Source organism: Mycobacterium montefiorense (assembly GCF_025823255.1).
In the GTDB taxonomy this organism is placed as follows: domain Bacteria; phylum Actinomycetota; class Actinomycetes; order Mycobacteriales; family Mycobacteriaceae; genus Mycobacterium; species Mycobacterium montefiorense.
Genome location: NZ_JACKVL010000002.1, coordinates 1 through 25,277, shown reverse-complemented (window position 1 = coordinate 25,277; position 25,277 = coordinate 1). Strand labels below are relative to the sequence as shown.

Here is a 25,277-nt window from a genome sequence, read left to right as displayed (position 1 = left end):
CAGTTTGGGGGCGGTCAGAGCACCGCTTTGCTCAACCGTAGTCGCCGCGCGCATGTTCCCGTTCCGCACTGCCGGCCCGCGGCGCCACTAAGTTGGACGCGTGGCCCTTCCTAACCTCACCCGAGACCAAGCCGTCGAGCGCGCGGCACTGATCACCGTCGACAGCTACCAGATCAGCCTTGACGTCACCGACGGCTCCGGCGTTGCTGGCGGGCCCGGCGAAGGCACTTTCCGCTCCACCACCACCGTGGTGTTCGACGCACTCGCCGGCGCAGACACGGTTATCGACCTCGCCGCCGAGACCGTTCGCAGCGCCACCCTCAACGGGCGCGACTTGGACGTCTCGGGATACGACGAATCGACCGGCATCCCGTTGCGCGGCCTGGCCGATCGCAACGTCGTCGTCATCGACGCCGACTGCCAGTACTCCAACACCGGCGAGGGACTGCATCGCTTCGTCGACCCGGTGGACGACGAGACCTACCTGTACTCGCAGTTCGAAACCGCCGACGCCAAGCGCATGTTCGCCTGCTTCGACCAACCCGACCTCAAGGCGACCTTCGATTTGCGGGTGGCCGCGCCGGCGCACTGGAAGGTGATCTCCAACGGCGCAACCGTCTCGATCGAGAACGGGGTGCACAGTTTTGCGATCACGCCGCGAATGAGCACCTATCTGGTGGCGTTGATCGCGGGCCCATACTCGGAGTGGAAGGACTCCTACAGCGACGAGCACGGTGAGATACCGCTGGGCATCTACTGCCGGGCCTCACTGGCGCAGCACATGGACGCCGACCGACTGTTCACCCAGACCAAGCAGGGATTTGGCTTCTACCACAGCAACTTTGGCTTGCCCTACGCGTTCGGCAAGTACGACCAGCTGTTCGTCCCCGAATTCAACGCCGGCGCAATGGAAAACGCCGGGGCGGTGACGTTCCTGGAGGACTATGTCTTCCGTAGCAAGGTCACCCGCGCCTCCTACGAGCGGCGCGCCGAGACGGTGCTGCACGAGATGGCACACATGTGGTTCGGCGACCTGGTGACCATGACCTGGTGGGACGACCTGTGGCTGAACGAGTCGTTCGCGACGTTCGCGTCGGTGCTGTGCCAAAGCGAGGCAACGGAATTCACCGAGGCCTGGACGACGTTCGCCACCGTCGAGAAGTCGTGGGCGTACCGCCAGGACCAGTTGCCGTCGACGCACCCCATCGCCGCCGACATCCCCGACCTGGCCGCTGTCGAGGTGAACTTCGACGGCATCACCTACGCCAAGGGCGCTTCGGTGCTCAAGCAGCTGGTCGCCTACGTCGGGCTGGAGCACTTCCTGGCCGGGCTGCGCGACTACTTCCGCACGCATGCATTCGGCAACGCCACCTTCGACGATCTGCTGTCCGCGCTGGAGCAGGCGTCGGGTCGTGACCTGTCGAACTGGGGTCAGCAGTGGTTGAAGACCACCGGCCTGAACACACTGCGCCCGGAATTCGACACCGACGCCGACGGGAAGTTCACCCGGTTCGTGGTGACACAAAGCGGCGCCGCGCCGGGGGCCGGCGAGACCCGGGTGCACCGGCTGGCCGTCGGGATCTACGACGAAGACGACGCGGGCAAGCTGGTGCGGGTGCACCGGGAGGAACTCGACGTCGACGGACCGGAGACGGAAGTACCTGCGCTGGTTGGTGTTTCGTCCGGCAAGCTGATCCTGGTCAACGATGACGACCTGACGTATTGCTCACTGCGCCTGGACACCCAGTCGTTGCGAGCCGCACTGGAGCGCATCGCCGACATCGCCGAGCCGCTGCCCCGCTCGCTGGTGTGGTCGGCGGCGTGGGAGATGACCCGCGAGGCCGAACTGCGAGCCCGCGATTTCGTGGCACTGGTGTCCGGCGGTGTACAGGCCGAGACGGAAGTCGGGGTCGCGCAACGGCTGCTGATGCAGGCGCAGACGGCGCTGGGCTCCTACGCCGAACCCGGCTGGGCCCGTGAGCATGGCTGGCCGCAGTTCGCCGACCGGGTGCTGCAACTGGCCCGCGCGGCGCAGCCGGGGTCGGATCACCAACTCGCCTTCGTCAATACGCTGTGCTCGTCGGTGCTGTCCAGCCGGCACATCGCGACACTGGCCGACCTGCTCGACAACGACCCCGCGGAGTTGGGCCTGGCGGGCCTCGAGATCGACACCGACCTGCGCTGGCGCATCGTGACCGCCCTGTCCGCCGCCGGCGATGTCGATGCCGACGGGCTCGAGACTCCGTTCATCGATGCCGAGGTGCGGCGCGACCCGACGGCCACCGGCAAGCGCCACGGTGCCTCGGCGGCCGCGGCCCGCCCGCAGCTCGACGTCAAGGAGAAGGCGTTCATCACGGTGGTCGAGGACGACACCGTGGCCAACACCTCGGCCCGGGCGATCATCGCGGGCTTCGCGGCGCCCGGCCAGGGTGAGTTGCTCAAACCGTTCGCCGCACGCTATTTCCAGGCCATCCCGGGCGTCTGGGCGCGACGCTCCAGCGAGGTCGCCCAGACGGTGGTGATCGGGCTGTACCCGTCCTACGACATCAGCGAGGACGGCGTCGCCGCCGCCGAAAAATTCCTGACCGGGCCGGAGTCCGAGGTACCACCGGCCTTGCGCCGCCTGGTGCTCGAGGGGCAGGCCGGGGTGAAGCGGGCGTTGCGGGCCCGCACGTTCGACGGTGCTTAGCTAGCGCCGTCAGGCTGGGGAGATCCCCGCGCTGAGCACGCGGATCGCGCTGACGAGGCCGTCGACCAGGTGACCCTGCTCGAACGCCGACGATGCGGCGGCCACGCCCAGCGGGGCGGCCGTCTCGGCCCCGCGGCCGCGAACCTCCGCGCCGTAGACCACCTCGATGATGGCTTGGTCGGGCGAGACGGCAAGCAGCACCGCGTTGTTCGGGGTCTGCACATCAGCCAGGATCTCGCGGGCCCGCGCAGCGGTGTCGCTGCCCAAGTCGCCGATGTAGACGGCGAACCGCGTCATCGACTGCCGCGAACCGTATTTCAGGGCGTCGTCGATGGCGACCAGGTCCTTGGTGGGGAACGGGTAGTGCACCGACAGCTCACCGGGCTCGGTGACGCCGGACACCCGACCGCTGGTGGTCATCGCAAAACCCATGGGCAGTGCCGCGGGTGCTTTCGTCGCTACCTCACCATGTGCCACTGGCGCCACCTCCGACTGAGAACTCCGATGCGTGATGTCCGTGTGAGTGCCCGACGAATTCGTCGGTGGCTGCCCACAGTACCGGCGGATGCGTCCACGGCTCGGACATCTTGTAGGTCGCGGGGTGCGGCCCCTTGCGCGACCAGATCAGCGCCGCCAGCACGATCACCAGCAACGCCGGTATTCCAAGCAAGTACAGGTGAATCTCCATAGCGCTCACGACGCAAACCGTATCCCACACGGCGATCCAGCGGCGCGCTTGGACACCAGATTGGCGGTCAGGCCGCGCCCTCACCGAGGTACCGGACCCAGGTGGGATCCATCTCCTTGACCGTGGACAGCAGTCGCCAGTGCTGTCCCGTCGGCGGCAGCGGCGTCCGGCGAAGTGCCCAGCCGAGTTCGACGAGCAGCTTGTCGCCCTTGCGATGGTTGCAGGTTGAGCAGCAGGCGACGCAGTTCTCCCACGAGTGCTCGCCGCCGCGGCTGCGTGGCACGACGTGGTCGACGGTGTCGGCTTTCGCGCCGCAGTAGGCACAGCAGAACCGGTCGCGGTGCATCAGCGCGGCGCGGGTCATCGGTACCCGGGCCCGGTACGGAACCCGGACGTAGGTCCGCAGTTGGATCACCGACGGCACCACGATCGACTCGCTCGCCGAGTGGATGATCGGCCCGGTGGGATCGGCGTGCACCACGTCAGCCTTGCCGCAGATCACCATCACGATCGCTCGCCGCATCGGCAGCGCGGTCAGGGGTTCGTAGGTGGAATTCAGCAGCAGCACCCGTCGGCGACTCCAGATCGAAACCGTTTCGTGCCGGGTGGGCGGATGGGTATCGGTGCCGGGGGCGGGGCGGTGGGAAACGCTATGCAGGGATGACACGGATGGGGGCCCGGTTAACCCTGCCGCGGCCCCAGAACTTCGGTGACTGCGGCGTCTCTTGCCCTGCGCCATAGATCCTCCGCCGATAGTCCACCATGATTCGGCGCCAATCGCACGCCTAATTGCAGGTGCACGCCGTGTCGAGCCGGTGAACAGCAAGGGGAGTCCGGCCCGTTTTACTTCGCCAGACGACCAATGCACCACAATGGGACGTGATGGATCAGGTGCAACAGTCCTTCTACGACGCTGTCGGCGGTGCCGAGACCTTCAAGACGATCGTGGCGCGCTTCTATGCGCAGGTCCCCGAAGACGAGATCCTGCGTGAGCTGTATCCCTTGGACGACCTAGAGGGTGCCGAAGAGCGGTTGCGCATGTTTCTCGAGCAGTACTGGGGCGGCCCACGTACCTACTCCGACCAGCGTGGTCACCCCCGGCTGCGGATGCGTCACGTGCCGTTCCGGATCACCCCCATCGAGCGCGACGCGTGGCTGCGGTGCATGCACACCGCGGTCGCCTCGGTCGACTCGCAGACTCTCGACGACGAACACCGTCGCGAGCTGCTCAACTATTTGGAAATGGCGGCAAACTCACTCGTCAATTCCCCTTTCTGATCTCTAGCCTTAAACGCCCAGCGAACTGAACGGAGCAGCATGAGCCCCGGAGCATGGTGGTCGAACGCGGTTTTTTACCAGGTGTATCCCCGATCGTTCGCCGACAGCAACGGCGACGGCGTCGGCGACATCGACGGGCTGGTAGCTCATCTGGATCACCTGGTAGCGCTGGGAATCGACGCGATTTGGCTCAGCCCGGTCACTGTCTCGCCGATGGCCGACCACGGCTACGACGTGGCCGATCCCCGCGACATCGATCCGCTGTTCGGCGGGATGCCCGCGATCGAACGGCTGATTGCGGCTGCGCACGAGCTGGACATCAAGATCACGATGGACGTGGTCCCCAACCACACCAGCTCGCAGCACCCGTGGTTCCAGGCGGCGCTGGCCGCCGGCCCGGGCACCGATGCGCGGGAGCGCTACTGGTTTCGCGACGGCAAGGGGCCCGACGGGGTACTGCCGCCGAACAATTGGACTTCGGTGTTCGGCGGCTCGGCGTGGACTCGGGTGGTGGAACCTGACGGCAATCCCGGCCAGTACTACCTGCACCTTTTCGACACCGAACAACCGGACCTCAACTGGGAGAACCCCGAGGTTTTCGACGACTTCGCGACGTCGCTGCGCTTCTGGCTGGACCGCGGGGTGGACGGCTTCCGCATCGACGTGGCACATGGCATGGCCAAGCCGCCCGGCCTGCCCGACGCGAAGGAAGGCGTCAAGGTGTTGTCGCACAGCGACGACGACCCGCGCTTCAACAACCCGAGCGTGCACGAGATTCACCGCGGGATCCGCAAGATCGTCGACGACTATCCCGACGCGGTCACCATCGGCGAGGTGTGGGTGATGGACAACCTGTTGTGGGCCGAGTATCTACGGCCCGACGAACTGCATCTCGGCTTCAATTTCCGGCTGACCAAGATCGCCTTCGACGCGGGCGAAATGCACGACGCGATCGAGAATTCGCTGAAGGCGATCGCGATCTACGACGCCGTCCCGACCTGGACGCTGTCCAACCACGACGTGGACCGCGATGTCACCCGCTACGGCGGCGGCGAAATCGGGTTACGCCGTGCGCGTGCCATGGCCATGGTGATGCTGGCCCTGCCGGGCACGGTGTTCATCTACAACGGCGAGGAGCTGGGCCTGCCCGACGTGTTGGACCTGCCCGAGGAGGTGTTGCAGGACCCGACGTGGGAACGCTCGGGCCACACCGAACGGGGCCGCGACAAATGCCGGGTTCCGCTGCCGTGGTCGGGCGACGCTCCCCCGTTCGGGTTCTCCAGCTCTCCCGACACCTGGTTGCCGATGCCCGCGGATTGGGCGCCGCTGACGGTGGAAAAGCAGGACGCCGATCCCAACTCGACGTTGTCATTTTTCCGCACAGCGCTCGAATTACGCAGGGACCGTGCAGAATTCGACGGCGTCGAGCTTCAGTGGCTGGCGGCAACGCCCGAAACCCTGGTATTCCGGCGCAGCACCGGCGGTCTGGTGTGCGCGCTGAACACCGGAAAGCGCCCGATGGCACTACCGGCCGGCGAACTCATTTTCGCCAGTGCGCCGCTGGTCGACGGGCAGCTGCCGACCGACACGGTGGCCTGGTTGGTCTAGCCTCCCACCGACGACCGATTCGCGTCGCGGGCCGCGCTGGCCTATATGTGTTACATGACATCGTATGCGTGGGCAGTCGTCGGAGCTGGCCCCGCCGGAATTGCTGCGGTGGGAAGGCTTTTAGATCAGGGCATCGAGGCAGGCAAAATCGCCTGGATTGATCCGGCTTTTGCGGCAGGCGATCTCGGCCAGAAGTGGCGGGCGGTGTCGAGCAACACCATCGCCGAAACCTTCCTGAGCTTCCTGAATGGCTCCTCGGCGTTCCGATTCTCGCAGGCACCGGCATTGCCGCTGCACAAAGCCGACCCGAACGACACGTGCGCCCTTGACCTGGTCGCGGATCCTTTGGTGTGGATTACCCAGCACCTGCGTGAGCGGGTAGACGTCTTTCAAACGACGGCAACATCGCTGCATATGGAAAACAGGCAATGGCGAATTCACGCCGGGCAACAAGAAGTCGTCTCCGACAATGTGATTCTCGCCGTTGGCGCGGTGCCCAAGAAGCTTACTTACCCCGGCCTGGACGAGATCCCCGTAGAGGTCGCGCTGGACCCGGACCGGCTCGCCGAGCAGTCGCTCGACGGTGCGACAGTGGCCGTGTTCGGCTCATCACACTCATCGATGATCGTATTGCCCAATCTGCTGAGCCATCCCGTCAAACGGGTGATCAATTTCTATCAAAGCCCGCTGAAATACGCTGTGTATCTGGATGATTGGATTCTGTTCGACGATACGGGCCTCAAAGGGCGGGCGGCGACGTGGGCTCGGGAGAACATCGACGGCAAGTATCCGGATCGACTGGACAGGTGCTGGGTATCAAGCCCGGAATTCGACGACAAACTCGCGCTGTGCGATCGCGTGGTCTACACCGTCGGCTTCGAGCGCAGAAAGCTGCCCGAGACGCCGCAGTGGGGCCAGCTGGACTACAACCGAAGGAACGGAATTCTTGCGCCCGGGCTGTTCGGGCTGGGCGTCGCGTTTCCGGAATATGCCGAAGATCCATACGGATTCGGCCAATACCGGGTGGGACTCAAGAAATTCATGGACTACCTGAATTCGGTGTTGCCGTTGTGGTTGCAGTACGGCGCCTGACGCAGCGCTTAGCGCAGCACCATTGCCGCCTCGCCGCGACGGCGATAGACCGAACCGAACCTGGCATCCAGCCGCAACCACGCGGGAAGTGTCCGAACCCGGATAATTTCGCTCGCGTCGATTGCATCCCTTGACTGCGGCAGGAAACCCATTGCGGTCAAGGCGAACACGCAACGCATCGGCAGCCCCACGCTGGTGTCGGCCGAACTGACCCGGATCAGCTCCTGATCCAGCAGCGATGCCGGCGGACCATGCGAGCTGCTGTGCTCCTTGGCGAGCTGCGCCCCGCGCGAGGCGAGGTCCAGCATCACCTGGGCCGGCACGTCGTCGAGGTGGGTGAAGCCGGAATCGGGGGGCAACGCGCTGCGCCACGACGAGTCCATGGCGAAGCCCGGATCGACGTAACCCGTGTCGTCCATCGCAGACAGCCCGCGCGCCAATCCATCCGCAGCGACCGTCATGTCAACGGGGCGCACAGTGCCCACCACTACCCGGCTGGCCAGCACGTCGAAACCGGTTGCGCTCCAAGCCGTTAGCAACTCGGAGGTTCGGGTGCGCAGACGGATGACCGCGGCGTCGTCGAGGCGCGTCGCATGATCGACGAACGCAGCCAGATCCGTGCGGTGGGCCTCCATCGATTCGGGGCCCAGCCATAGTCCGCGATCTGCTAACGCAGCCACCGTTGCAAATACCCCCGATGATCTGGCGAGAGTCGCACCAGCCGCTGCTCCTCGATATGAACCGCGGCCAACTGCGACTCGGCGATGACGGCAGGTTTGGACTCCGGATCGGCGTTGACCGAACGCACTTCGTAGCCCAGCGTGAAGTCGACCGCCCGCAGGCGCTTGGTCCAAATAGTCACCTGCAGAGGCGAATCCACTAACCGCAGCTGATCCTTGTAGGTCACGCGCACATCGGCGATCAGCAGCCCGATCTCCAAGATGTCGGTCTCGAAAACCGGTTTGAGGAAAGGCACCCGCGCCTCTTCTAGAAGCGTGACCATGGTGGCGTGGTTGACGTGCTGGTACATGTCGATGTCCGACCAGCGCACCGGCACTGGTGCGACGTACCCGATGCTCACCCCGAGGGCCCCCGTCCGCTGGTTTGGGTCATGCGGCGAATCTGACGCGCGGCCACCGACAGCGTCGCGAGATCCTTTGCGCCGCTTTCATAAATTTCGGTGAGCGTGCGCTGCGCCCGTTCCACCCGAGAGGCGCTGATGTGTTCCCACTCGGCGATCTTCTCTTGGCCACTTTCGTCCGGCTCCCCCGCGGCCAGCACGTCCAGACATAGCGACCGCAGCGAGGCGTAGATGTCGTCACGAATTGCCAGGCGCGCCAACGAATGCCAACGGTCGTATCGCGGCAGCGCGGATATCGCGGTGAGCAGGCCGTCGGTGCCCAGCCGGTCCATCAGCGCGAAATACGTGTCGGCGACCTCTGCGGTGTCCGTCTCGGTGATGTCGGCGATGTCGATAACGTCGAGCAGGCTGAAGCGGTACAGGCCGGCGGCCACCTGATAAGCCAGGTCAACGGGCGCGCCCTCGGCGGCGAACGCCGCGGCTTCCTGTTCGACGATGGCCTTGTCGTCACCGCGCAGCCACTCCGACATCCGCGGCGTCAGCGCTTTGACCTCGGCGGCGAACCGGTTGATCTCGGCGCCCACGGCCAAGGGTTGCGGACGGTAGTTGAGCAGCCAGCGTCCGGCACGGTCGATCAGCCGTCGGGTATCCAGGGTCATTCGGTCCGACAGCGCGACGGAGATGTCCGCCGCACGGATGCCCCGCCAGATGTGGTCAATGCCGAAGATGGCGTCGGTGGCGACCCAGGTGCGTACCGCGTCGATCGGCCCGACGCCAACGTCCTGGGCGATCCGGTAGGCGTAGCTGATGCCGGCGGTGTCCACCAAGTCGTTGATCAACATCGTCGTGACGATCTCGCGGCGCAGCTGGTGGGTGCGGATCTCCGGAGTAAACCGTTCCTGCAACGGCGTCGGGAAGTAACGGGGCAACCGGGACCTGAAGACGTCCTGCTCGGGCAGTTCCGTGGTCAGCATCTCCTCTTTGAGGAGCAGCTTGACGTGGGCCATCAGCGTGCAGAGTTCGGGTGAGGTGAGACCGATGCCGGCTTCGGTGCGCCGCAGGATCTCCTTCTCCGACGGCAGCGCTTCCAGTTCGCGGTCGATACCGTGTTCTTCCAGGTACTTGATCTGCATCGAGTGCACCGGCAGCAGGCTGGCGGCGTTGGCGCGGCTGGTGCCGATCAGATCGTTTTGGTCCTCGTTGTCGGTGAGCACCAGTTGGGCGACCTCGTCGGTCATCGATTCCAGCAGCTGGCTGCGCTCGTCGGCGTTGACCTTGCCGGCGGTGACCAGCGAATCGATCAGGATCTTGATGTTGACCTCGTGGTCCGAGCAGTCCACGCCGGCGGAGTTGTCCATCGCGTCGGTATTGATCCGTCCGCCCGACAGGTCGAATTCGACGCGGCCCAGGGCCGTCACGCCAAGGTTACCGCCTTCGCCAATCACCTTGGCGCGCAACTGGTTTCCGTCGACCCGCAGCGCATCGTTGGCGCGGTCGCCCACGTCGGCGTCGGATTCAGACTCGGCTTTGATGTAGGTGCCGATGCCGCCGTTGAACAGCAGGTCCACCGGCGCGAGCAGGATCGCCTTCATCAGGTTGGGCGGGGCCATCTCGCTGACTTCGTCGTCGATGCCGAGGGCCTGGCGAACCTGCGGGCTGACCGGGATGGACTTCTGCTCGCGGCTGTACACGCCGCCACCCTCGCTGATCAGCGACTTGTCATAGTCCTCCCAGCAGGAGCGCGGCAGGTCGAACATCCGCTGGCGTTCCGGCCACGACGTCGAGGCGTCGGGGTTGGGGTCCAGGAAGATATGCCGGTGATCAAAGGCGGCGATCAAGCGGATGTGCTTGCTTAGCAGCATGCCGTTGCCGAACACGTCGCCGCTCATGTCGCCGACGCCGACGACCGTGAAGTCCTCGGTCTGGGTGTCGACGCCCATTTCGCGGAAGTGCCGTTTGACGGCTTCCCAGGCTCCCTTTGCGGTGATGCCCATGGCCTTGTGGTCGTAGCCGACCGACCCGCCGGACGCGAAGGCATCGCCCAGCCAGAAGCCGTAGGACTTGGCGACGTCGTTGGCGATGTCGGAGAAGGTGGCGGTGCCCTTGTCCGCGGCCACCACCAGGTAGGCGTCGTCGCCGTCGCGACGTATCACCTGGGGTGGCGGGCTGACGTTTCCGGTGGAGTGGTCGACGTTGTCGGTGACGTCGAGCAACCCGGAGATGAACAGCTGATAGCAGGCGACTCCTTCGGTGCGGGTCGCGTCGCGGTCGGCCGCGGCGTCGCCGGTGGGCAGTGGCGGCCGCTTGAGGACGAACCCACCCTTGGCCCCGACCGGCACGATGACGGCGTTCTTCACCGCCTGCGCCTTGACCAGACCCAGGATCTCGGTGCGGAAGTCGTCCCGCCGGTCCGACCAGCGCAGCCCGCCGCGAGCCACCGGGCCGAACCGCAAGTGCACGCCCTCGATGCGAGGTGAATACACGAAGATCTCGTACTGTGGGCGCGGCAGCGGAAGCTCGTCGACCAGCTGGGCGTCCAGCTTGATCGCCAGCACATTGCGCGCGGGCCGAACCCTCGCGTGTCACAAAGTAATTGGTGCGCAAGGTGGCTTGCACCAGTGACGCGAAGGCACGCAGGATGCGGTCGGTGTCCAGGCTTACCAGGGCGTCGATGTCCGCGGCGACCGCGGCGGCGGCCGTTTGCGCATCATTGCCGGGCGATCCCGACGTCGCGGGATCGAAGAGTGCCTCAAACAGCGTGACGAGTGATCGCGAGGTCGAGGGGTGCTCATTGAGCACCGATTCGATATAGGACTGGCTGTAGGGGAAGTTGGCCTGCCGCAGGTACTTTGCGTAGGCACGCAACAGCACGACCTGCTGCCAGGTCAGCCCCGCGCGCATCACCAGCTCGTTGAAGCGGTCGATTTCGACGCGGCCATGCCAAATCGCGGTGACCGCCTCGGCGAATCGTTCCGCCATCGCGTCGCGCTCGGCTTGCGTCTCGGCCAGGCGGATGGTCGGATGCGGTGAGATCCGGAATTGGTAGATCCATACCGGCAATTCGTCCGGCCGGGTGACCGTGAACGGGCGCTCCTCGAGCACCACGACACCCATGCTCTGCAGCATCGGCAGCAGCTGGCTCAGCGAGGCGCTGCGTCCGCCCAGGAACCAGTTCAGGTGAGCCAGGCCATCCCCGTGGTCGGAGAACACCAACTTGACCGAATCATCGGTCAGCTCTTTGATGATGGCGATCTGGTCGATGGCATCGTCGGGAGTGATGGCCGACTTGTAAGCCTCGGAGAACGCGCCGGCGTAGTGCTCGGCGTCGGCGTGGGTGACCGTGCCGGTGGGCGCGGCGGCGATGAGCCGGTCGGACCAGGTACGAGCGGCCTCGCTGACCAGCGCCTGGATTCGGATCCGGTTGTTCTCGGAAACGTCGACCGGCCCGGCATCTTCGGGCAGTCTCACCATGAAATGCATGAGTGCCCAAGGTGATTCACTGACCCGCGCGGTGAATTCCAGTCGCGTCCCGCCGAATTCGCGAACCAGGATGTCCTCGATCTGCAGCCGCACCGCCGTGGTATAGCGATCGCGGGGCACATACACCAGGCAGGACACGAAGTAGCGCAACCGGTCGTCGCGCACGAACAATAACGCTCGCCGTTGCGATCCAAGATCCACCACGGCTTTGGCCATCGTGAAAAGCCGTTCACCGCTGAGGGTGAACAGCTCCGAGCGCGGGACGGTCTGGATCACGTCGAGGATCAGCTGGGCGGGGTGGGCGGGGTCGTTGTCGGCCATCGCCAGCGCTTCGCGGACCCGGCGCGAGATCGACGGAATCTCTAGAACGTCAGCGTTCATAGCGGAGACGGTGAACAGCCCGACGAAGCGGTGCTCGATCACGCCGCCGTCGAGGTATTCGCGAACCCCGATGGCATAGGGATATGCCCCATAGCGCAGATAGCTGCCGACGGTGGCCTGAGCCAGCACCAGCAACTTGTCGTCGTCGGTCAGCCGCGGGCGCGAACCGGTGCGGCTGCGCATCACGCCGAGATCGCTTGACCCGTCGCCGGAGACCAGACCGTCGTGTACCCGGCAACGCTGGTAGCCCAGCAGCAGGAAATTCCCGTTGCCCAGCCAGCGCAGCAGCGCCGCGACATCCTCGCGGTCGGGCGCTGAGAAGTGGCCGCCGAGGTTGGTTTCGACGTCTGCGGCCAGGTTGCTCAGTGCGGCGATGATCGCTGCTGCGTCGGCAGCAACCTGCTGGACGTCGCTGAGGACTTTGGGCAGCACAGTTTCGACCTCGGCGAGCGCCTTGGTGTCGACGGACGGCACAAACTGGATGTGGATCCAGGCCTCGCCGACGTATTGCGGCGTGCCGGGTGCTTTCGGCTCGATGCTGAGCAGGTCCCCCGATGGGTTGCGCTGCACGTCGAACACCGGTGTCATCAAAGCTGTGTAGGAGACGCCGAGCCGGTGCAGCAGCACCGTGATGGAATCCATCAGCATGCCGCCGTGGTCGGTGACGACTTGTAGCGCGGGCCCGAAGCCCGCCGGATCCTCGGGTGGGTAGACGGCGACGCAGTTTTCGCCGTGCGCGCGGTGCTGGCCGAGCCGGTAGTGCGCGCTTAGCAACGCCGGGCTGACGATGGCGGCGGGGATCGTCAGGTCGATGATGCCGGTTTCGAGGGTGCCGGGTTCCTTATCGTGCGGGCCGCGATAGGTCTCGATGTACGCCTTCGAGATCCACTCGGGGATGTCCGACATCTTGGTGAACGCGGTCCACGGCGTAGTCGCCTGCTTCGGTCCGGAACCGATCGTCATGCCGCTAGCCCCCAACTCAAGTCGGATAGCACTACGCGCAGTCGCCCCACTTCTCGGCGACCGAATCGGGCGCGTCCTCGCGGGGCAGCTGGCAAACCTGACACTAGTCCCGAGTCAGCTTGCGGTGGGTCACTCGGTGCGGCCTGGCGGCATCGACTCCAAGTCGTTCCACTTTGTTTTCCTCATATGCACCGAAGTTGCCTTCGAACCAGTACCACTTGGCCTCGTTGTCGTCGTCGCCCTCCCACGCCAGGATGTGCGTGCAGGTGCGGTCGAGGAACCAGCGGTCGTGCGAAATCACCACCGCGCAGCCGGGGAATTGTTCGAGCGCGTTCTCCAGCGAACTCAGGGTTTCGACGTCGAGGTCGTTGGTGGGCTCGTCGAGCAGGATCAGGTTGCCGCCCTGCTTGAGTGTCAGCGCGAGGTTCAGCCGGTTGCGCTCACCACCGGACAGCACACCGGCCGGCTTTTGCTGATCCGGGCCCTTGAACCCGAACGCCGACACGTAAGCCCGCGACGGCACCTCGGTCTGGCCGACCACGATGTGATCCAGCCCGTCGGAGACGACCTGCCACACGGTCTTCTTCGGGTCGATGCCCGCGCGACTCTGGTCGACGTAGCTCAGTTTGACGGTCTCGCCGACCTTGACGATGCCGCTGTCCGGCTCCTCGAGCCCCACGATGGTCTTGAACAGCGTGGTCTTGCCGACGCCGTTGGGACCGATGACGCCGACGATGCCGTTGCGGGGCAGGGTGAAGGACAGGTCCTTGATCAGGGTGCGCCCTTCGAAGCCCTTGTCCAGGTGTTCGACCTCGACCACCACGTTGCCCAGCCGCGGCCCGACCGGGATCTGGATTTCCTCGAAATCGAGCTTCCTGGTTTTCTCCGCCTCGGTGGCCATCTCTTCGTAGCGCTGCAGGCGGGCCTTGCTCTTGGCTTGGCGCGCCTTGGCCCCGGACCGCACCCAGGCCAGTTCCTCTTGCAGCCGCTTCTGCAGCTTGGCGTCCTTGCGGCCCTGAACCGCGATCCGCTCTGCCTTTTTCTCGAGGTAGGTCGAGTAGTTGCCTTCGTAGGGATAGGCGCGGCCCCGGTCGAGTTCCAGGATCCATTCGGCGACGTTGTCCAGGAAATAGCGGTCGTGGGTGACGGCCAGGATCGCACCTGCGTAGCTGGCGAGATGCTGTTCGAGCCACTGCACGCTTTCGGCGTCCAGGTGGTTGGTCGGCTCGTCGAGCAGTAGCAGGTCGGGTTTGGACAGCAGCAGCTTGCACAGCGCTACCCGCCGGCGCTCACCACCGGACAGGTTGGTCACCGGCTCGTCGGGCGGCGGGCAGCGCAGCGCGTCCATTGCCTGCTCCAGCTGCGAGTCGAGGTCCCACGCGTCGGCATGGTCCAGGTCCTCTTGCAGCCGGCCCATCTCCTCCATCAATTCGTCGGAGTAGTCGGTGGCCATCAACTCGGCAACCTCGTTGAAACGGTCGAGCTTGACCTTGATCTCGCCCAAGCCCTCCTCCACGTTGCCGCGAACGGTCTTCTCTTCGTTGAGCGCCGGCTCCTGTTGCAGGATGCCGACAGTGGCGTCGTTGGCCAGGAACGCCTCGCCGTTGTTCGGCTTGTCCAGATCGGCCATGATCCGCAAGACGCTCGACTTACCGGCACCGTTAGGGCCGACGACACCGATCTTGGCGCCCGGGAAGAAGCTCAATGTGACGTCGTCCAGGATCACTTTGTCGCCGTGCGCCTTGCGGACCTTTTTCATCGTGTAGATGAACTCAGCCATGCCGCGGTTTTGCCTTTCTGGTCTTCGAGATTGATCTCGCGGACCATCCTAGGCATCACCCAACAGGTGGAACCGGACGCCCGACCATCAGCTAAGCCGACAGGGATAGCGGGGTGGGCTCCTCGGCGCCGTCGCTGGATTCCGCCGAGTCGTCGTCGACGGCCGGCTCGTCCCCGGTGCCCTCGACAGCAGCCGGAGGTTGGGCGTCGGGACCGGCGTAGCCGGGCTTCTCGATGCGCACGATCGTGCGCGACAGATCCGGGCCGACCGAGGTCGCCCGCATCTCCAGCGACGAACGGTGATTGCCGTCGCGGTCCTCGTATTCGCTGGTGTAGACGTGGCCCACCGCGATCACGGGTGCACCCTTGCCCAGCGCGGCACCGACGCCGGTGACCAGCTTTCCCCAGCAGTTAACGGTGATGAACAGCGAGTTTCCCGGCTCCCAACTGCCGTCACCGGTGCGGCGACGTGAATTGCTGGCCACCCGGAACTTGATGAGTTCCTGATTTCCGACCTTGCGGCGCTGCAGGTCGTTGACGATGTGACCGACGACGGTCAGCGAGGTTTCGAACATGGGCTCAATTTCCTTTCGCACTTTTCTCAGGTAGCGGTCTTGCTTGGTGCTCATTGAGCGCCGAGGCACCGACGAGTCGCCGGCAATCCGGTCCGTTCTCGGCGGTATCGCGGCGAGCTTGTGTGCAAAGACGCGACTGGGGATAAGCCGCGGGACGCGAATTACTCCCCGGCCGCAGGCCCCTGCGATGCCGGCTTGGGTCCGCCGCGGGCCAGCTCGGCCAGCATCGCGTTGTAGGCGGTGAGGTCGGCGTCGTCGTCGCGGTCGGCCGCCCGGTCAAGACGCCGCGCGGTGCGGGCGTCGCTGCGCGCCCACTGCACCAGCAACGCGAGCATCACGATCACGAGTGGCACTTCCCCTGCGGCCCAAGCGATTCCGCCACCCAAGCGCTGATCGCCCAGCAGGTCGGTATGCCAACTCAAACCCAGTGACCGGTAGTAAGCCTCGCCGAGCACGGTCGGGGTGCCCATCAGTTCCACACCGAAGAACGCGTGCATGGGCAGCGAGGCGAACACCACACCCACCTTGGCCAGCGGCGGGATCGGCCGCGGTGTGGGGTCCACGCCGATCACCACCCAATAGAACAGGTAACCGCTGACCAGGAAATGCAGGTTCATCGCCAGATGCCCGGCATGACTGGCCACCGCGTCGTCGAAGATGCTGCTGAAGTACAGGCCGTAGAAACCCGCGACGAACAGCACCGTGGCCACGATCGGATTGGTCAGGATGCGTGACACCCGGCTGTGCAGGGCGGCCAACAGCCATTCCCGCATGGCCGGCGGATCATCGCGACCGGCGGCGGGCAGCGCCCGCAACGCCAGGCTGACCGGCGCACCCAGCACCAGCAGGATCGGCACCAGCATCGACAAGCCCATGTGAGCGGCCATGTGCATGCTGAACATCGCCGGCATGTAGCGGCCGACTCCCGAGGACGTCACGAACAGCAGTGTCAGGCAGCCCAGCAGCCAGGCCGCGATGCGGCCGGGCGGCCAGTGATCGCCGCGGCGGCGCAGCCGCACCACGGCCGCTACGTACAGCGCCGCCAAAACGATTGCCGCCGTGCCGAAGACCAGATCGAAGCGCCAATCGATCAGGATGCGCGCCACGGTCGGCGGACCGTCGAAGTCGTAGCCGATCTCGGCCTCCGGAATCGACGGCAGCCGCAGCGGTGGCGGCGGCGGTGGGGTGCGGCCCAGCCCGACGGCGATACCGAACGTCATGCCGAACAGGGCCGCCTCGACCAGCGCCAGCCGGACCAGCACGCTGCGCTTTTGCGGATCATCTTGCAGCGCAACAACTCCGGCGCGTCGCTGACGCCAGCCCAGCACGCCCAGCGCACACAACGCGACGAACTTGGCCAGCACCAACCGTCCGTACGTGGTGGTCAGCAGGTCCGACGGCAACACCCGCACCAGGGCGTTCATCACACCGCTGAGCGCCATCGCGACCCAGCACCACAGGGCGATGGCCGAGAAACGCCGGGCCGCAAGCGCAAGGTGGTCAGCGCCGCGCAGTGCGTGGGCGAGCAGAGCCAGCAAGCCACCGGCCCACAAACTGGCGGCGATGAGGTGAATCAGGAGGCTGTTGGTAGCCAGGTCATGCGAGCCACCGGCCGACGAGTGGCCCGTCAGCCCCAACGGGATCAGGGTGGCCACCGACCCGGCGACCAGCAGTGGGGTCCACGACCAGCGCAGCACCGCCAAACTGGCCAGCGTCACCACCGCGGCCAGGATCGCCGTCCAGCGCCAGGCGGAAGCGGTGCCGATCAGGCTGGCCAAAGACCACAGCCGCAGCGGATTGAGGTGCTCGGACAGTCGATGACCGGAGACGTCGGAAATGGTCAGCGGGATCAGCAGGAACGCGCACACCGCCCACCCGCCCGACGCGACCGTCCCCACCCGCAGGGCGCGGTAGCCGCCGGCGTCGAGCACGCCCGACTTCTGCGGCGGCACCAGGAACGCGGCGAAGAGGAACGAACCCACCGCAAGCACCGCGGCGATCTCGCCCGCCGCCCGAACGAACGGCAGACCCAGCGTGGTCGCCGAGCCAGGATCGGGCAGACCGGTGGCGGTCAGCGCGTCGGCCAGCGATAACGCCCCGATGCCCGCGGCCGTGCAGCCTGCCAGCACCGCAACGCCGGTAAGCAGCGGCCACACCAGGTCTCGGGCCTTGGCTGCGGACTGGCCAACCGTCATGCATTCAGGGTATGGGCGGGCGCCCGCAAAGACCGCGCTACCCGGCCTGGCGGGCGATGCGCTCCTGACGCGCTTGGTACTCGCGGGCGGCGAACTGGTTGCGCGCGATTTGCTCGACATACCCGAAATCCCGCAGAATCGCCCGCAATTCGCGCCGGAAGGCGGCCCGGCGCTCGGTCAGATCCGCGGCCGGTGCGATCAGATCCTGGTCGGCAACGACCTGGCGCGCGGTGGCGAAGAGCAACGTGGACACCGATTCGCTGCTGCGCACCCGGGTCTGTGCCACGTATTGCCGACCGACCCCGAGCGCCAACTCCGTGAGTTCGTTTTGTCCGATATCCGCGGGCGCATCCCGCAACACGTCGGCGACGATCTCGTAGGCCTCGAAGAACACCCGCAGCATCGCGTCGGACATCAACGGCCGCTTGGCAAACAGCATCGCGTCGATCTCCTCGCCGCCGGCGGCGACGTGTGCCTCCCAATCGTCATGCCATGCCATCTCTTCGGCGATGTTGTCGCGGAACGCCGCCGAATCGGCGAAGTAGAAGTCGAACTTCAGCAGATCGCGCAGCCGCATCGCCTGAGCCCAGAACGCCCCGATGCGATCGCCTTCGGCGTGTCTGGTGTGCGCCAGAGCCAGTTCGACGATCGAGGTCTCCAGGAAGGCGTGGATGACCGAGTTGCGGTAGAACGCCGCGGCGTGCTCCTGGTCGGGCTCGATGAGCCACACCGGCTCGCGGCCACTGTCGACGCGGGTGATCGGATGTCCGTTGGACAGTGCGTCGACGGCCGCGCCCACCCCTTCGCTCGTGCGCAGCCGCAACGCACTCGTCGACACCGGGGTGTTCTTGCGGTCGAGATAGTCCAGTGCATCTTGCAACGTGTGGTGCAGTTGGTCCAGCGTGAGCGCGGCGCCGCGGGTGGTGAGCAGCAATCCGCACACCAAACCCGTCGCCGTCACCGGCGTCGCCCGCAGGATCCGCCACGCGACTTCGAACGACATCTTCTGCAGTGCAAGCCGTTTAGCGTCGTTGTCTTGGGCCAGCGCGCCATGCGGCGGGCCGAGGTGCTGCCGCATCGAGACGGCTTCGGGGAAACGGACATAGATCTTGCCGTAGTTGCGTTCGCCCTGAGCCTTGATGAAGTTGTACAGCCACAGCACGCCTTCGGGTGTCTTTTCTCCGCCGCGCGCGTAGGCGGCGTATTCGGCCGTCTCGTGCAACTGGTCGAAACCGATCGAGACCGGTTGCAGCAGAATGTCTTCGCTGCGGCCGTCAAGATAGGCATCGGCCACATACGACATCAGTCCGAGCTTGGGCGGCAGCATCTTGCCGGTGCGCGACCGAGTGCCTTCGATGGACCAGCTCAGATTGAATCGCTTCTCGACGATGTAGCCGACGTATTCGCGCAGCACGTACTTGTAGAGCGGGTTGTTGGCGATGTCGCGGCGGATGAAGATGACGCCAGAGCGGCGCAGTAACGGGCCCATCAATCCGAAAGACAGGTTGATACCGGCGAACACATGCACCGGCGGCAACCGGTTTTCCTGCATCGCGACCGGCACCACCGCACCGTCGATGTAGGACCGGTGCGAGAACAGCAGCACCGCCGGATGAACTTCCAGCCCGTTGCGCATCGCCGCGATCTGAAATGTGTCGTAGTCGATCTCCGGTTCGAATCCGCGGCAGATCAGCTTGGCCAGAACGGAAACCAGGTCGACGGACACCCGGCTCCATCCGGTGGCCAATTCGTCGAGCATCTTGCCCGCTTCGTCGACCTTTGCGTCCGGAATCTTCTTCAAGCCCGCGCGAAATCGGGTGGATGCCAAGATCTCTGGCTTCAGCAGTCGCGGGGATTTGTACTGCGGTCCCAGGATTCGATACTCGGCACGTTCCAATGCCAAAAGGGCACGGCGCGCGATGAACTGAGCGAAATCTCGCTCGTCCTGACCGACGGTAGTGTCGCGCCATTGCTGGCGGAGTTCGGACACCTTGGCCGCCTCGCCGGCCACCACCCGCGCCCGGTGCCGATCCTTGCGCAGGATGTAACGCTGCCGACGTTGGTTGGGGTGGTAGGGATCCCAGCCGGGAAGCAGCCCGGCCAGCTTCGCGGCCCTGCCGCGATCCGGTGCCGGTAGCCAGAACACCCGCACCGGCACAATCGATCTGTCTTCTCCGGACTCAAGCTGATCCACAAGCAGATTCAGCGCTGTCTGCGGCGCATCACCCGGCGGCAGTTTGAGCACGTCGAACTTCACATCCGGATTCTGGGCGCGCTGCTGGCTCAGCCAATCCATCACCAGCTGCGTTTCGACGCCCGAATCCATGGACGCCAACACCAGCGAATCTTGCGCGGTCAGGACTGCGCTGGTATTTGCGACCGGCTGTGTCACGTGCGCCCTCTGGGCCGAGACGTCGACCCGGCGCCGCCGAGCTGGTCCGCGTCGAGCTGCGGCGCTTCACCGTCTTTGAGAGCGACCTCGGACTCATTCGGATTCGGCTGGGCCGGTTGCGATTTGGCTACAGGTTTGGCCGTCGCCTTTTTGGGCCTGGCCTTCTTAGCCGGGGCCTTGGTCCCGGCGGCTTTGGCAGCGGACCTGGTTCGGGCCTTCTTCGCCGCTTTCTTCTCGGCGTACAGGTCGGCCTGGGGTAGTTCATCGACGGGCCAGTTGGCCAAAGTGTCCAGATACAGCTGACGTACCTCGGCGATGCGATCCGGCAGCGTCTCAACTGTCCAGTCCTGCACCGGAATCGGCGGGAACACCGCGACGTCAACCGTGCCGGGATTGATCGTGGTGGAGTTTCGGGCCGCGACGATCTCCGCATTGCGAATCACGATCGGCACCACGGGGATACCCGCCGCCATCGCGAGACGGAAGGGTCCCTTTTTGAACGGCCCGACCTCGGTGGTGTCCAGTCGGGTGCCTTCCGGTGCCATCAGAATGGAGAGTCCATTTTTGGCTCGGTCTTCGACCGTCTGCATGGTCTCCAGAGCGGCGCCATGATCGTCGCGGTCGATGAATACACCGTCCAGCAGCTTCCCGAGCGTGCCCATGATCGGATCACGCTCAAGTTCCTTTTTACCCACGGCAACCCAGTTGTCACGTATCAGCGCACCGGAGATTATCGGGTCGACTTGGTTGCGATGGTTGAAGATGAAGACGGCCGGCCGCTGCGCGGTCAGATTGTCTTTTCCGATGACATTCAAATGCACTCCGGTAGCCGCCAAGACGGCCTGGGAAAAGTTGGCGGTGAAGAAGTTCACGCCACGCCGCCGGCTGCCCGTCAGCACGCCCACCGCCACCGCACCGGCCCCGACCGGGAACATCGACCCGAAGCCCGCGAGAGTCCGCAACTGTCGCCGCAGGCCCACCGGTCCGCGGCTGCTGAACCGCAGGATCGGCCAGCCACGTCGCTTGGCTACGGCGGCCATCTTGCCTTCGGGGTTGGTCGGCCGCGGATTGCCGACCAAATACATCAGCGCGACGTCCTCGTCGCCGTCGGCATAGAAGTAGCTGTCCTTGAGATCGATGCTGTTTTCGGCCGCAAACCGTTGCACCGCAGCGGCTTTGCCCGGACCCCACAAGATCGGCTCCACCACACTGCCGGTGAGCAAGCCGTCTTCGTTGGTCTCGAATCTGTTGGTCAAAGTGTTGACGATCCCGAGGAAGCGGGCCACCGGATTGACCTGAATGGTCAGCGCCGACGAACTGAGCACCACGGTGTGTCCGCGAGCCACGTGTGCGCGCACCAGCTCCCGCATCTCCGGGTAGATCCGCGACTCGATCCGCTGGGCGAAGAGCCGCTCGCCGATCTCGTCGAGATCGGTCAGCAGCCGACCGGCCAGCGCAGCGGAGGCCTTACCGATCAGGTCCTCGAACTCGATGCGTCCGAGCGTATGGTTGAGCCCGGCCTGCACCATGCTGAGCAGCTCGCCCACGCCCATATCGCGTCGACGCAACCGCTCTTGGGTGAGGATCACCGCGGTGAAGCCCGCGACCAAAGTCCCGTCCAAGTCGAAGAAGGCGCCGATCTTGGGCCCTTCGGGACTGGCGAGGATCTCGGCGACCGAACCGGGCAGGCGCAAATCCTTTGCGGGCGCTGCCTTCTGGTCTTCTTCGGCGCGGCTCATGAGCCCGCCACCGATTGAGATGGCGCATCGGCTTGTTCGGTGAACGAAGCCGGCACCGCACGCGGCGGCGGATCACCGGCCAGCGCGAGTATCTCGTCGAAACCTTCCAGCAGACATTGGGCGAACAACGCCTCCTTCTGCACGGCTGCCCGGTCATAGCGCACGGTGATGGTGCACCACCCCCCTCGTGAAATCAGGACCACCATCATCGCTACACCAGGCAGTGGACCAATACCGTACTGCCGCAAGACCTTTGCGCCAGCAATGTAAGTATCGCCCGGGTACACCGGAACGTTGCTCGCCTGCACATCGGAGCCGACCACCGACCCGGTGATCCCCTCCAGCACCGCCGACGGCAAAACACTGAGCACCGGCGCCATCGAACCGATGATGTTCATCGCGGGCTCGTCGCGGCGCTGGGTCATCTGGGAACGGATCTTCTTCATCCGCGACACCGGATCGGCGGTGCCCAGCGGAGCCGCCAAATTGACTCCCGTGAATCGATTGCCGCCGGCGGTGTCGGCGTCGGCCCGCAAGCTGACCGGCACCGCCATCGGCAACGTGCTGATCGGCACTCCCAATGCCTGGTGGTAGCGGCGTAAGGCGCCGGACAAACCCGCCAGACACGCGTCGTTGATCGACCCGCCGCCGGCTTTCGCGGCCCGGTGCAGATCCGAGAGCCGGATGTCGATCGCCTCGGTGCGCGAGGCGAGGCTGCGCCGGCGCAGCACCGGCGAGGGGTCCGCAGCGCGGTTGACGACCCGCACACCCGAGACGGCGTAATCCACGATCCCCGACACCGTTGAGACGGGTTCCAGTAGCGCTCGCCCGGCCGCGGACACCGCCCCGGCCACCGCGCCCGCCACGCTGCCGACGATGGCGAACGGCAAGCGGTTGAGGCCTTGCCGCATCAGATCGTTGGGTGACAGATCCTGCGGGATGGGCAGCGGCGGTATCGGCCTGGCGGGCGGATCGCGCTCGAGATCGTAGATCTCGGCGAACATCTCCACCCCGCCGACGCCGTCGGTGACCGCGTGGCTGATGTGCAGCAGTGTCGCGGCCTGGCCGTCGGGCAGACCCTCAACCAGGGTGGCCGTCCACAGTGGCCGCGAGATGTCCAGCGGTGACTGCAGGATCAGCTCAGCGAGATCGAATACTTCGCGCAGGGTGCGGGGTTGGGACACGCGCATCCGCCGGACGTGGAAGTCCAGGTTGAAGTCGGGGTCCACCACCCAGCGCGGATTGGCCGTCGGCAGCGTCGGCACCACCACCTTCTGCCGCAGCCGCAGCACCTTTCGCGACGCGTTTTCGAATCGGGTGCGAAACCGGTCCCAGTCCGGGGTGGTGTCGAGCAGTTCCAGCGCCATGATGCCCGAGCGGGTCCGCGGATTCGCCTCGCCCCGATGCAGCAGATAGTCGACCGGGCCGAGCTCGTCGGACGCCCCAACGCCCTCAACAGAGTCAGCCATGATCATTCACCCGACGCGTCAACCTCGTCACCGCCGATCAAGCCTCCTGCCTCAGCTCCGCCAACCGGAAAGACACACCAACGCTAGTCGGGTTGACGCGCTGGTGAAAGGCACGATTCGGTCGCTACCGCGAGCACATCGGCGCGCCGGACGAAAGGTTGTCGCAGGCAGTTGATCCGCGCAACTCAGCTGGCCGACGACGCCGAGAGCGGCCACGCATCGAGCGCCGAGCTCTGGTGCCGTCCATACACGATGCCCAGGAAGTCGGCGACGGCGTTGGCGGCCAGCCGCGACCGGGCCGTGGACAGGATGTCGAAAGCGTGGTGGGCGTTGGCGAGTTCGGCGTACGTCACGGTCGCAGCTCCGGCGCCGCGCATCGCCGCGCAGAACGTCCGAGCCTGGGTGCAGGGAACCAACTCGTCTTTCGCACCGTGCAGCACGAAGAACGGGGGCGCCTCGTCGTGCACATAGGAAATCGGTGACGCCGCCTCGAACCGCTCGGGTGCGTCGGCGTACCGAGCCCGCATCACGAACTGCTCGAGGAACGGCAGCATCAGTTCGTGCATGACGTCGGCGTTGGTGAAGTCGTAGACCCCGTAGTAGGGCACGGCCGCCTGGACCGTGGTGTCGGCGCTTTCGAATCCGGGCTGAAACCGCGGGTCATTGGGGGTCAGTGCGGCCAGCGAAGCCAGGTGCCCGCCCGCCGAGCCGCCGGTGATCGCGATGAAGCCGGGGTCGCCACCGTAGTCGGCGATGTTCTCGCGGACCCAGGCGATCGCCCGCTTCACGTCGACCAGGTGCGCCGGAAACGTGGAGCGCGGGCTCTTGCTGTAGTCGATCGACACGCAGATCCAGCCGAGTTCCACCATCCGGCTCATCAGCGTGTAGGCCTGGCCGCGCTTGCCGTTGACGGCCCACGCCCCTCCCGGGACCTGGATCAGCACCGGGGCACGGCGGCCCGGGGCCATGTCATGACGTCGCCAAATGTCGAGCAGATTGTCGCGACCACGCGGACCGTAGGAAATGTCCGAGGTTTCAGCGGCATACCGGCGGTGTGGGCCGGGCCGGCTCAGCAGCCCGCTGCGCGGTGCACACTCGGATTCCTCGCACGCCGGATGGGAAACCTCGTCGACGTAGCCCGACCCGAAAGACTCCTCGAGAGCCGCGGTGAGCGTTTGCTCGGCACGCTGACCGGCCCAGGTGGCGCCGACACGCCCGATGGACGGTGCCGAGACCCGGGACAACGCGTGTCCGGTCACCACGTGCGGGGGGAATTCCGTGGAAAGCCAGCCGGCGAACCAGCCCAGGGCAAACGGTGAGCCGCGCAGCAGCAGGGCGGCCGCCCGAGAAGCTCCCTTGGCATCAGCTACCAGGCGAAACGCTTGAGAACCCGCCCTCGCGTACCGCGCAGTCCTACTCGTGGCCACGCCCATTGAAACGACACTCCTCGACGTTATACACACGCCTCGTTGCGGTTAACAGCTGTTGACCAGCTGATGTTGTACGTGTGTCGAGGTTCAATACGATAACTGATTTCTATAGCGGTGCAAGACATTTCGCGCGTGTCGCGTCGGCGAGTCGGGATGACGCCCATAGTTGGATAGACTGACCTGCGCATTGCCTCCGTAGCTCAGGTGGATAGAGCAAGGGCCTTCTAATCCCTAGGTCGCACGTTCGAGTCGTGCCGGGGGCACCAACTGTTTGTATGACGTCGGTTGATGCGCGACAGTTCGTCTTCGGCTGATGGGTGTGCGACTGACGGTCATCGATTACGGCCGGGTCTGGGTTTTCTGGCGTAGTCGTTCGTAGGGTGTCTGGCCGCCGAGGCCGCCGTGGGGGCGATGGTAGTTGTAGTAGTCCTCCCACTC

At 65.4% G+C, this 25,277-nt stretch carries 17 protein-coding genes, 1 tRNA gene and 1 pseudogene; 5 read left to right on the top strand and 14 right to left on the bottom strand.

The window, feature by feature from the left end; all coding sequences use genetic code 11:
• Nucleotides 1-100: 100 nt before the first annotated feature.
• On the top strand, nt 101-2,689 hold the full coding sequence (gene pepN, locus H7K34_RS00095; protein WP_264058493.1) for an aminopeptidase N: 2,589 nt from the start codon (nt 101-103) through the stop codon (nt 2,687-2,689).
• Nucleotides 2,690-2,698: 9 nt separating this feature from the next.
• Here the strand turns inward: pepN and H7K34_RS00090 are convergent, their stop codons facing one another.
• From H7K34_RS00090 to H7K34_RS00080, 3 genes are all read right to left on the bottom strand, one after another.
• Nucleotides 2,699-3,166, bottom strand: a complete 468-nt coding sequence (locus H7K34_RS00090) for a DUF5130 domain-containing protein (RefSeq protein WP_165839787.1) — start codon at nt 3,164-3,166, stop codon at nt 2,699-2,701.
• Nucleotides 3,153-3,377 (bottom strand): aa3-type cytochrome oxidase subunit CtaJ, encoded by a 225-nt coding sequence (gene ctaJ, locus H7K34_RS00085; RefSeq protein ID WP_108921689.1) that lies wholly within the window; start codon nt 3,375-3,377, stop codon nt 3,153-3,155. Before ctaJ ends, H7K34_RS00090 begins: the two co-directional genes overlap by 14 nt.
• Nucleotides 3,378-3,444: 67 nt before the next feature.
• Nucleotides 3,445-4,116, bottom strand: a complete 672-nt coding sequence (locus H7K34_RS00080) for an HNH endonuclease (RefSeq protein WP_264058481.1) — start codon at nt 4,114-4,116, stop codon at nt 3,445-3,447.
• A gap of 152 nt (nt 4,117-4,268) precedes the next feature.
• Between H7K34_RS00080 and H7K34_RS00075 the strand changes: the two genes are divergently transcribed.
• The 3 genes from H7K34_RS00075 to H7K34_RS00065 are packed head-to-tail and all read left to right on the top strand — an operon-like array spanning nt 4,269 to nt 7,355.
• Nucleotides 4,269-4,655, top strand: a complete 387-nt coding sequence (locus H7K34_RS00075) for a globin (protein WP_264058766.1) — start codon at nt 4,269-4,271, stop codon at nt 4,653-4,655.
• Between the two features lie 39 nt (nt 4,656-4,694).
• The gene (locus H7K34_RS00070) at nt 4,695-6,263 is read left to right on the top strand and encodes a glycoside hydrolase family 13 protein (protein WP_264058473.1); all 1,569 of its coding nucleotides are present in this window, start codon (nt 4,695-4,697) and stop codon (nt 6,261-6,263) included.
• Between the two features lie 54 nt (nt 6,264-6,317).
• On the top strand, nt 6,318-7,355 hold the full coding sequence (locus H7K34_RS00065; protein WP_264058471.1) for an FAD-dependent oxidoreductase: 1,038 nt from the start codon (nt 6,318-6,320) through the stop codon (nt 7,353-7,355).
• An 8-nt stretch (nt 7,356-7,363) separates the two neighbouring features.
• Here H7K34_RS00065 and H7K34_RS00060 read toward each other — a convergent pair whose 3' ends face one another.
• The 10 genes and pseudogenes from H7K34_RS00060 to lipQ all read right to left on the bottom strand — a co-directional run bounded on the left by H7K34_RS00060 (nt 7,364) and on the right by lipQ (nt 24,842).
• On the bottom strand, nt 7,364-7,990 hold the full coding sequence (locus H7K34_RS00060; RefSeq protein ID WP_276059122.1) for a hypothetical protein: 627 nt from the start codon (nt 7,988-7,990) through the stop codon (nt 7,364-7,366).
• A 32-nt stretch (nt 7,991-8,022) separates the two neighbouring features.
• Nucleotides 8,023-8,436 carry an acyl-CoA thioesterase gene (locus tag H7K34_RS00055; RefSeq protein WP_108921656.1) on the bottom strand — a complete coding sequence of 138 codons (414 nt, stop codon included), beginning with the start codon at nt 8,434-8,436 and terminating at the stop codon, nt 8,023-8,025.
• Nucleotides 8,433-13,260: pseudogene (locus H7K34_RS00050) on the bottom strand (NAD-glutamate dehydrogenase). Before H7K34_RS00050 ends, H7K34_RS00055 begins: the two are co-directional and overlap by 4 nt.
• A 103-nt stretch (nt 13,261-13,363) precedes the next feature.
• The gene (gene ettA, locus H7K34_RS00045; protein ID WP_108921654.1) at nt 13,364-15,040 is read right to left on the bottom strand and encodes an energy-dependent translational throttle protein EttA; all 1,677 of its coding nucleotides are present in this window, start codon (nt 15,038-15,040) and stop codon (nt 13,364-13,366) included.
• A gap of 91 nt (nt 15,041-15,131) precedes the next feature.
• A complete protein-coding gene (locus H7K34_RS00040; protein WP_372510644.1) occupies nt 15,132-15,614 on the bottom strand; it encodes a single-stranded DNA-binding protein in 483 nt (160 codons plus the stop codon).
• Between the two features lie 161 nt (nt 15,615-15,775).
• On the bottom strand, nt 15,776-17,809 hold the full coding sequence (locus H7K34_RS00035) for a cytochrome c oxidase assembly protein (RefSeq protein WP_264058463.1): 2,034 nt from the start codon (nt 17,807-17,809) through the stop codon (nt 15,776-15,778).
• A 37-nt stretch (nt 17,810-17,846) separates the two neighbouring features.
• Nucleotides 17,847-20,201, bottom strand: coding sequence for a glycerol-3-phosphate 1-O-acyltransferase (locus H7K34_RS00030; RefSeq protein WP_264058461.1), 2,355 nt, complete (start codon nt 20,199-20,201; stop codon nt 17,847-17,849).
• The gene (locus H7K34_RS00025) at nt 20,198-21,940 is read right to left on the bottom strand and encodes an HAD-IB family hydrolase/lysophospholipid acyltransferase family protein (RefSeq protein ID WP_264058458.1); all 1,743 of its coding nucleotides are present in this window, start codon (nt 21,938-21,940) and stop codon (nt 20,198-20,200) included. Before H7K34_RS00025 ends, H7K34_RS00030 begins: the two co-directional genes overlap by 4 nt.
• Nucleotides 21,937-23,409, bottom strand: a complete 1,473-nt coding sequence (locus tag H7K34_RS00020; RefSeq protein ID WP_264058456.1) for a wax ester/triacylglycerol synthase family O-acyltransferase — start codon at nt 23,407-23,409, stop codon at nt 21,937-21,939. The genes H7K34_RS00025 and H7K34_RS00020 overlap by 4 nt, the downstream gene beginning before the upstream one ends.
• A gap of 185 nt (nt 23,410-23,594) precedes the next feature.
• Nucleotides 23,595-24,842 carry an esterase LipQ gene (gene lipQ / locus H7K34_RS00015; protein ID WP_264058447.1) on the bottom strand — a complete coding sequence of 416 codons (1,248 nt, stop codon included), beginning with the start codon at nt 24,840-24,842 and terminating at the stop codon, nt 23,595-23,597.
• A 186-nt stretch (nt 24,843-25,028) separates the two neighbouring features.
• On the opposite strand from lipQ, the gene H7K34_RS00010 reads away from it, so the two are divergent.
• Nucleotides 25,029-25,105: transfer RNA gene (locus tag H7K34_RS00010), tRNA-Arg, on the top strand.
• A 73-nt stretch (nt 25,106-25,178) separates the two neighbouring features.
• Here H7K34_RS00010 and H7K34_RS26835 read toward each other — a convergent pair.
• A partial coding sequence (locus H7K34_RS26835; RefSeq protein ID WP_372510652.1) for an integrase core domain-containing protein occupies nt 25,179-25,277 on the bottom strand: 99 nt, incomplete at its 5' end.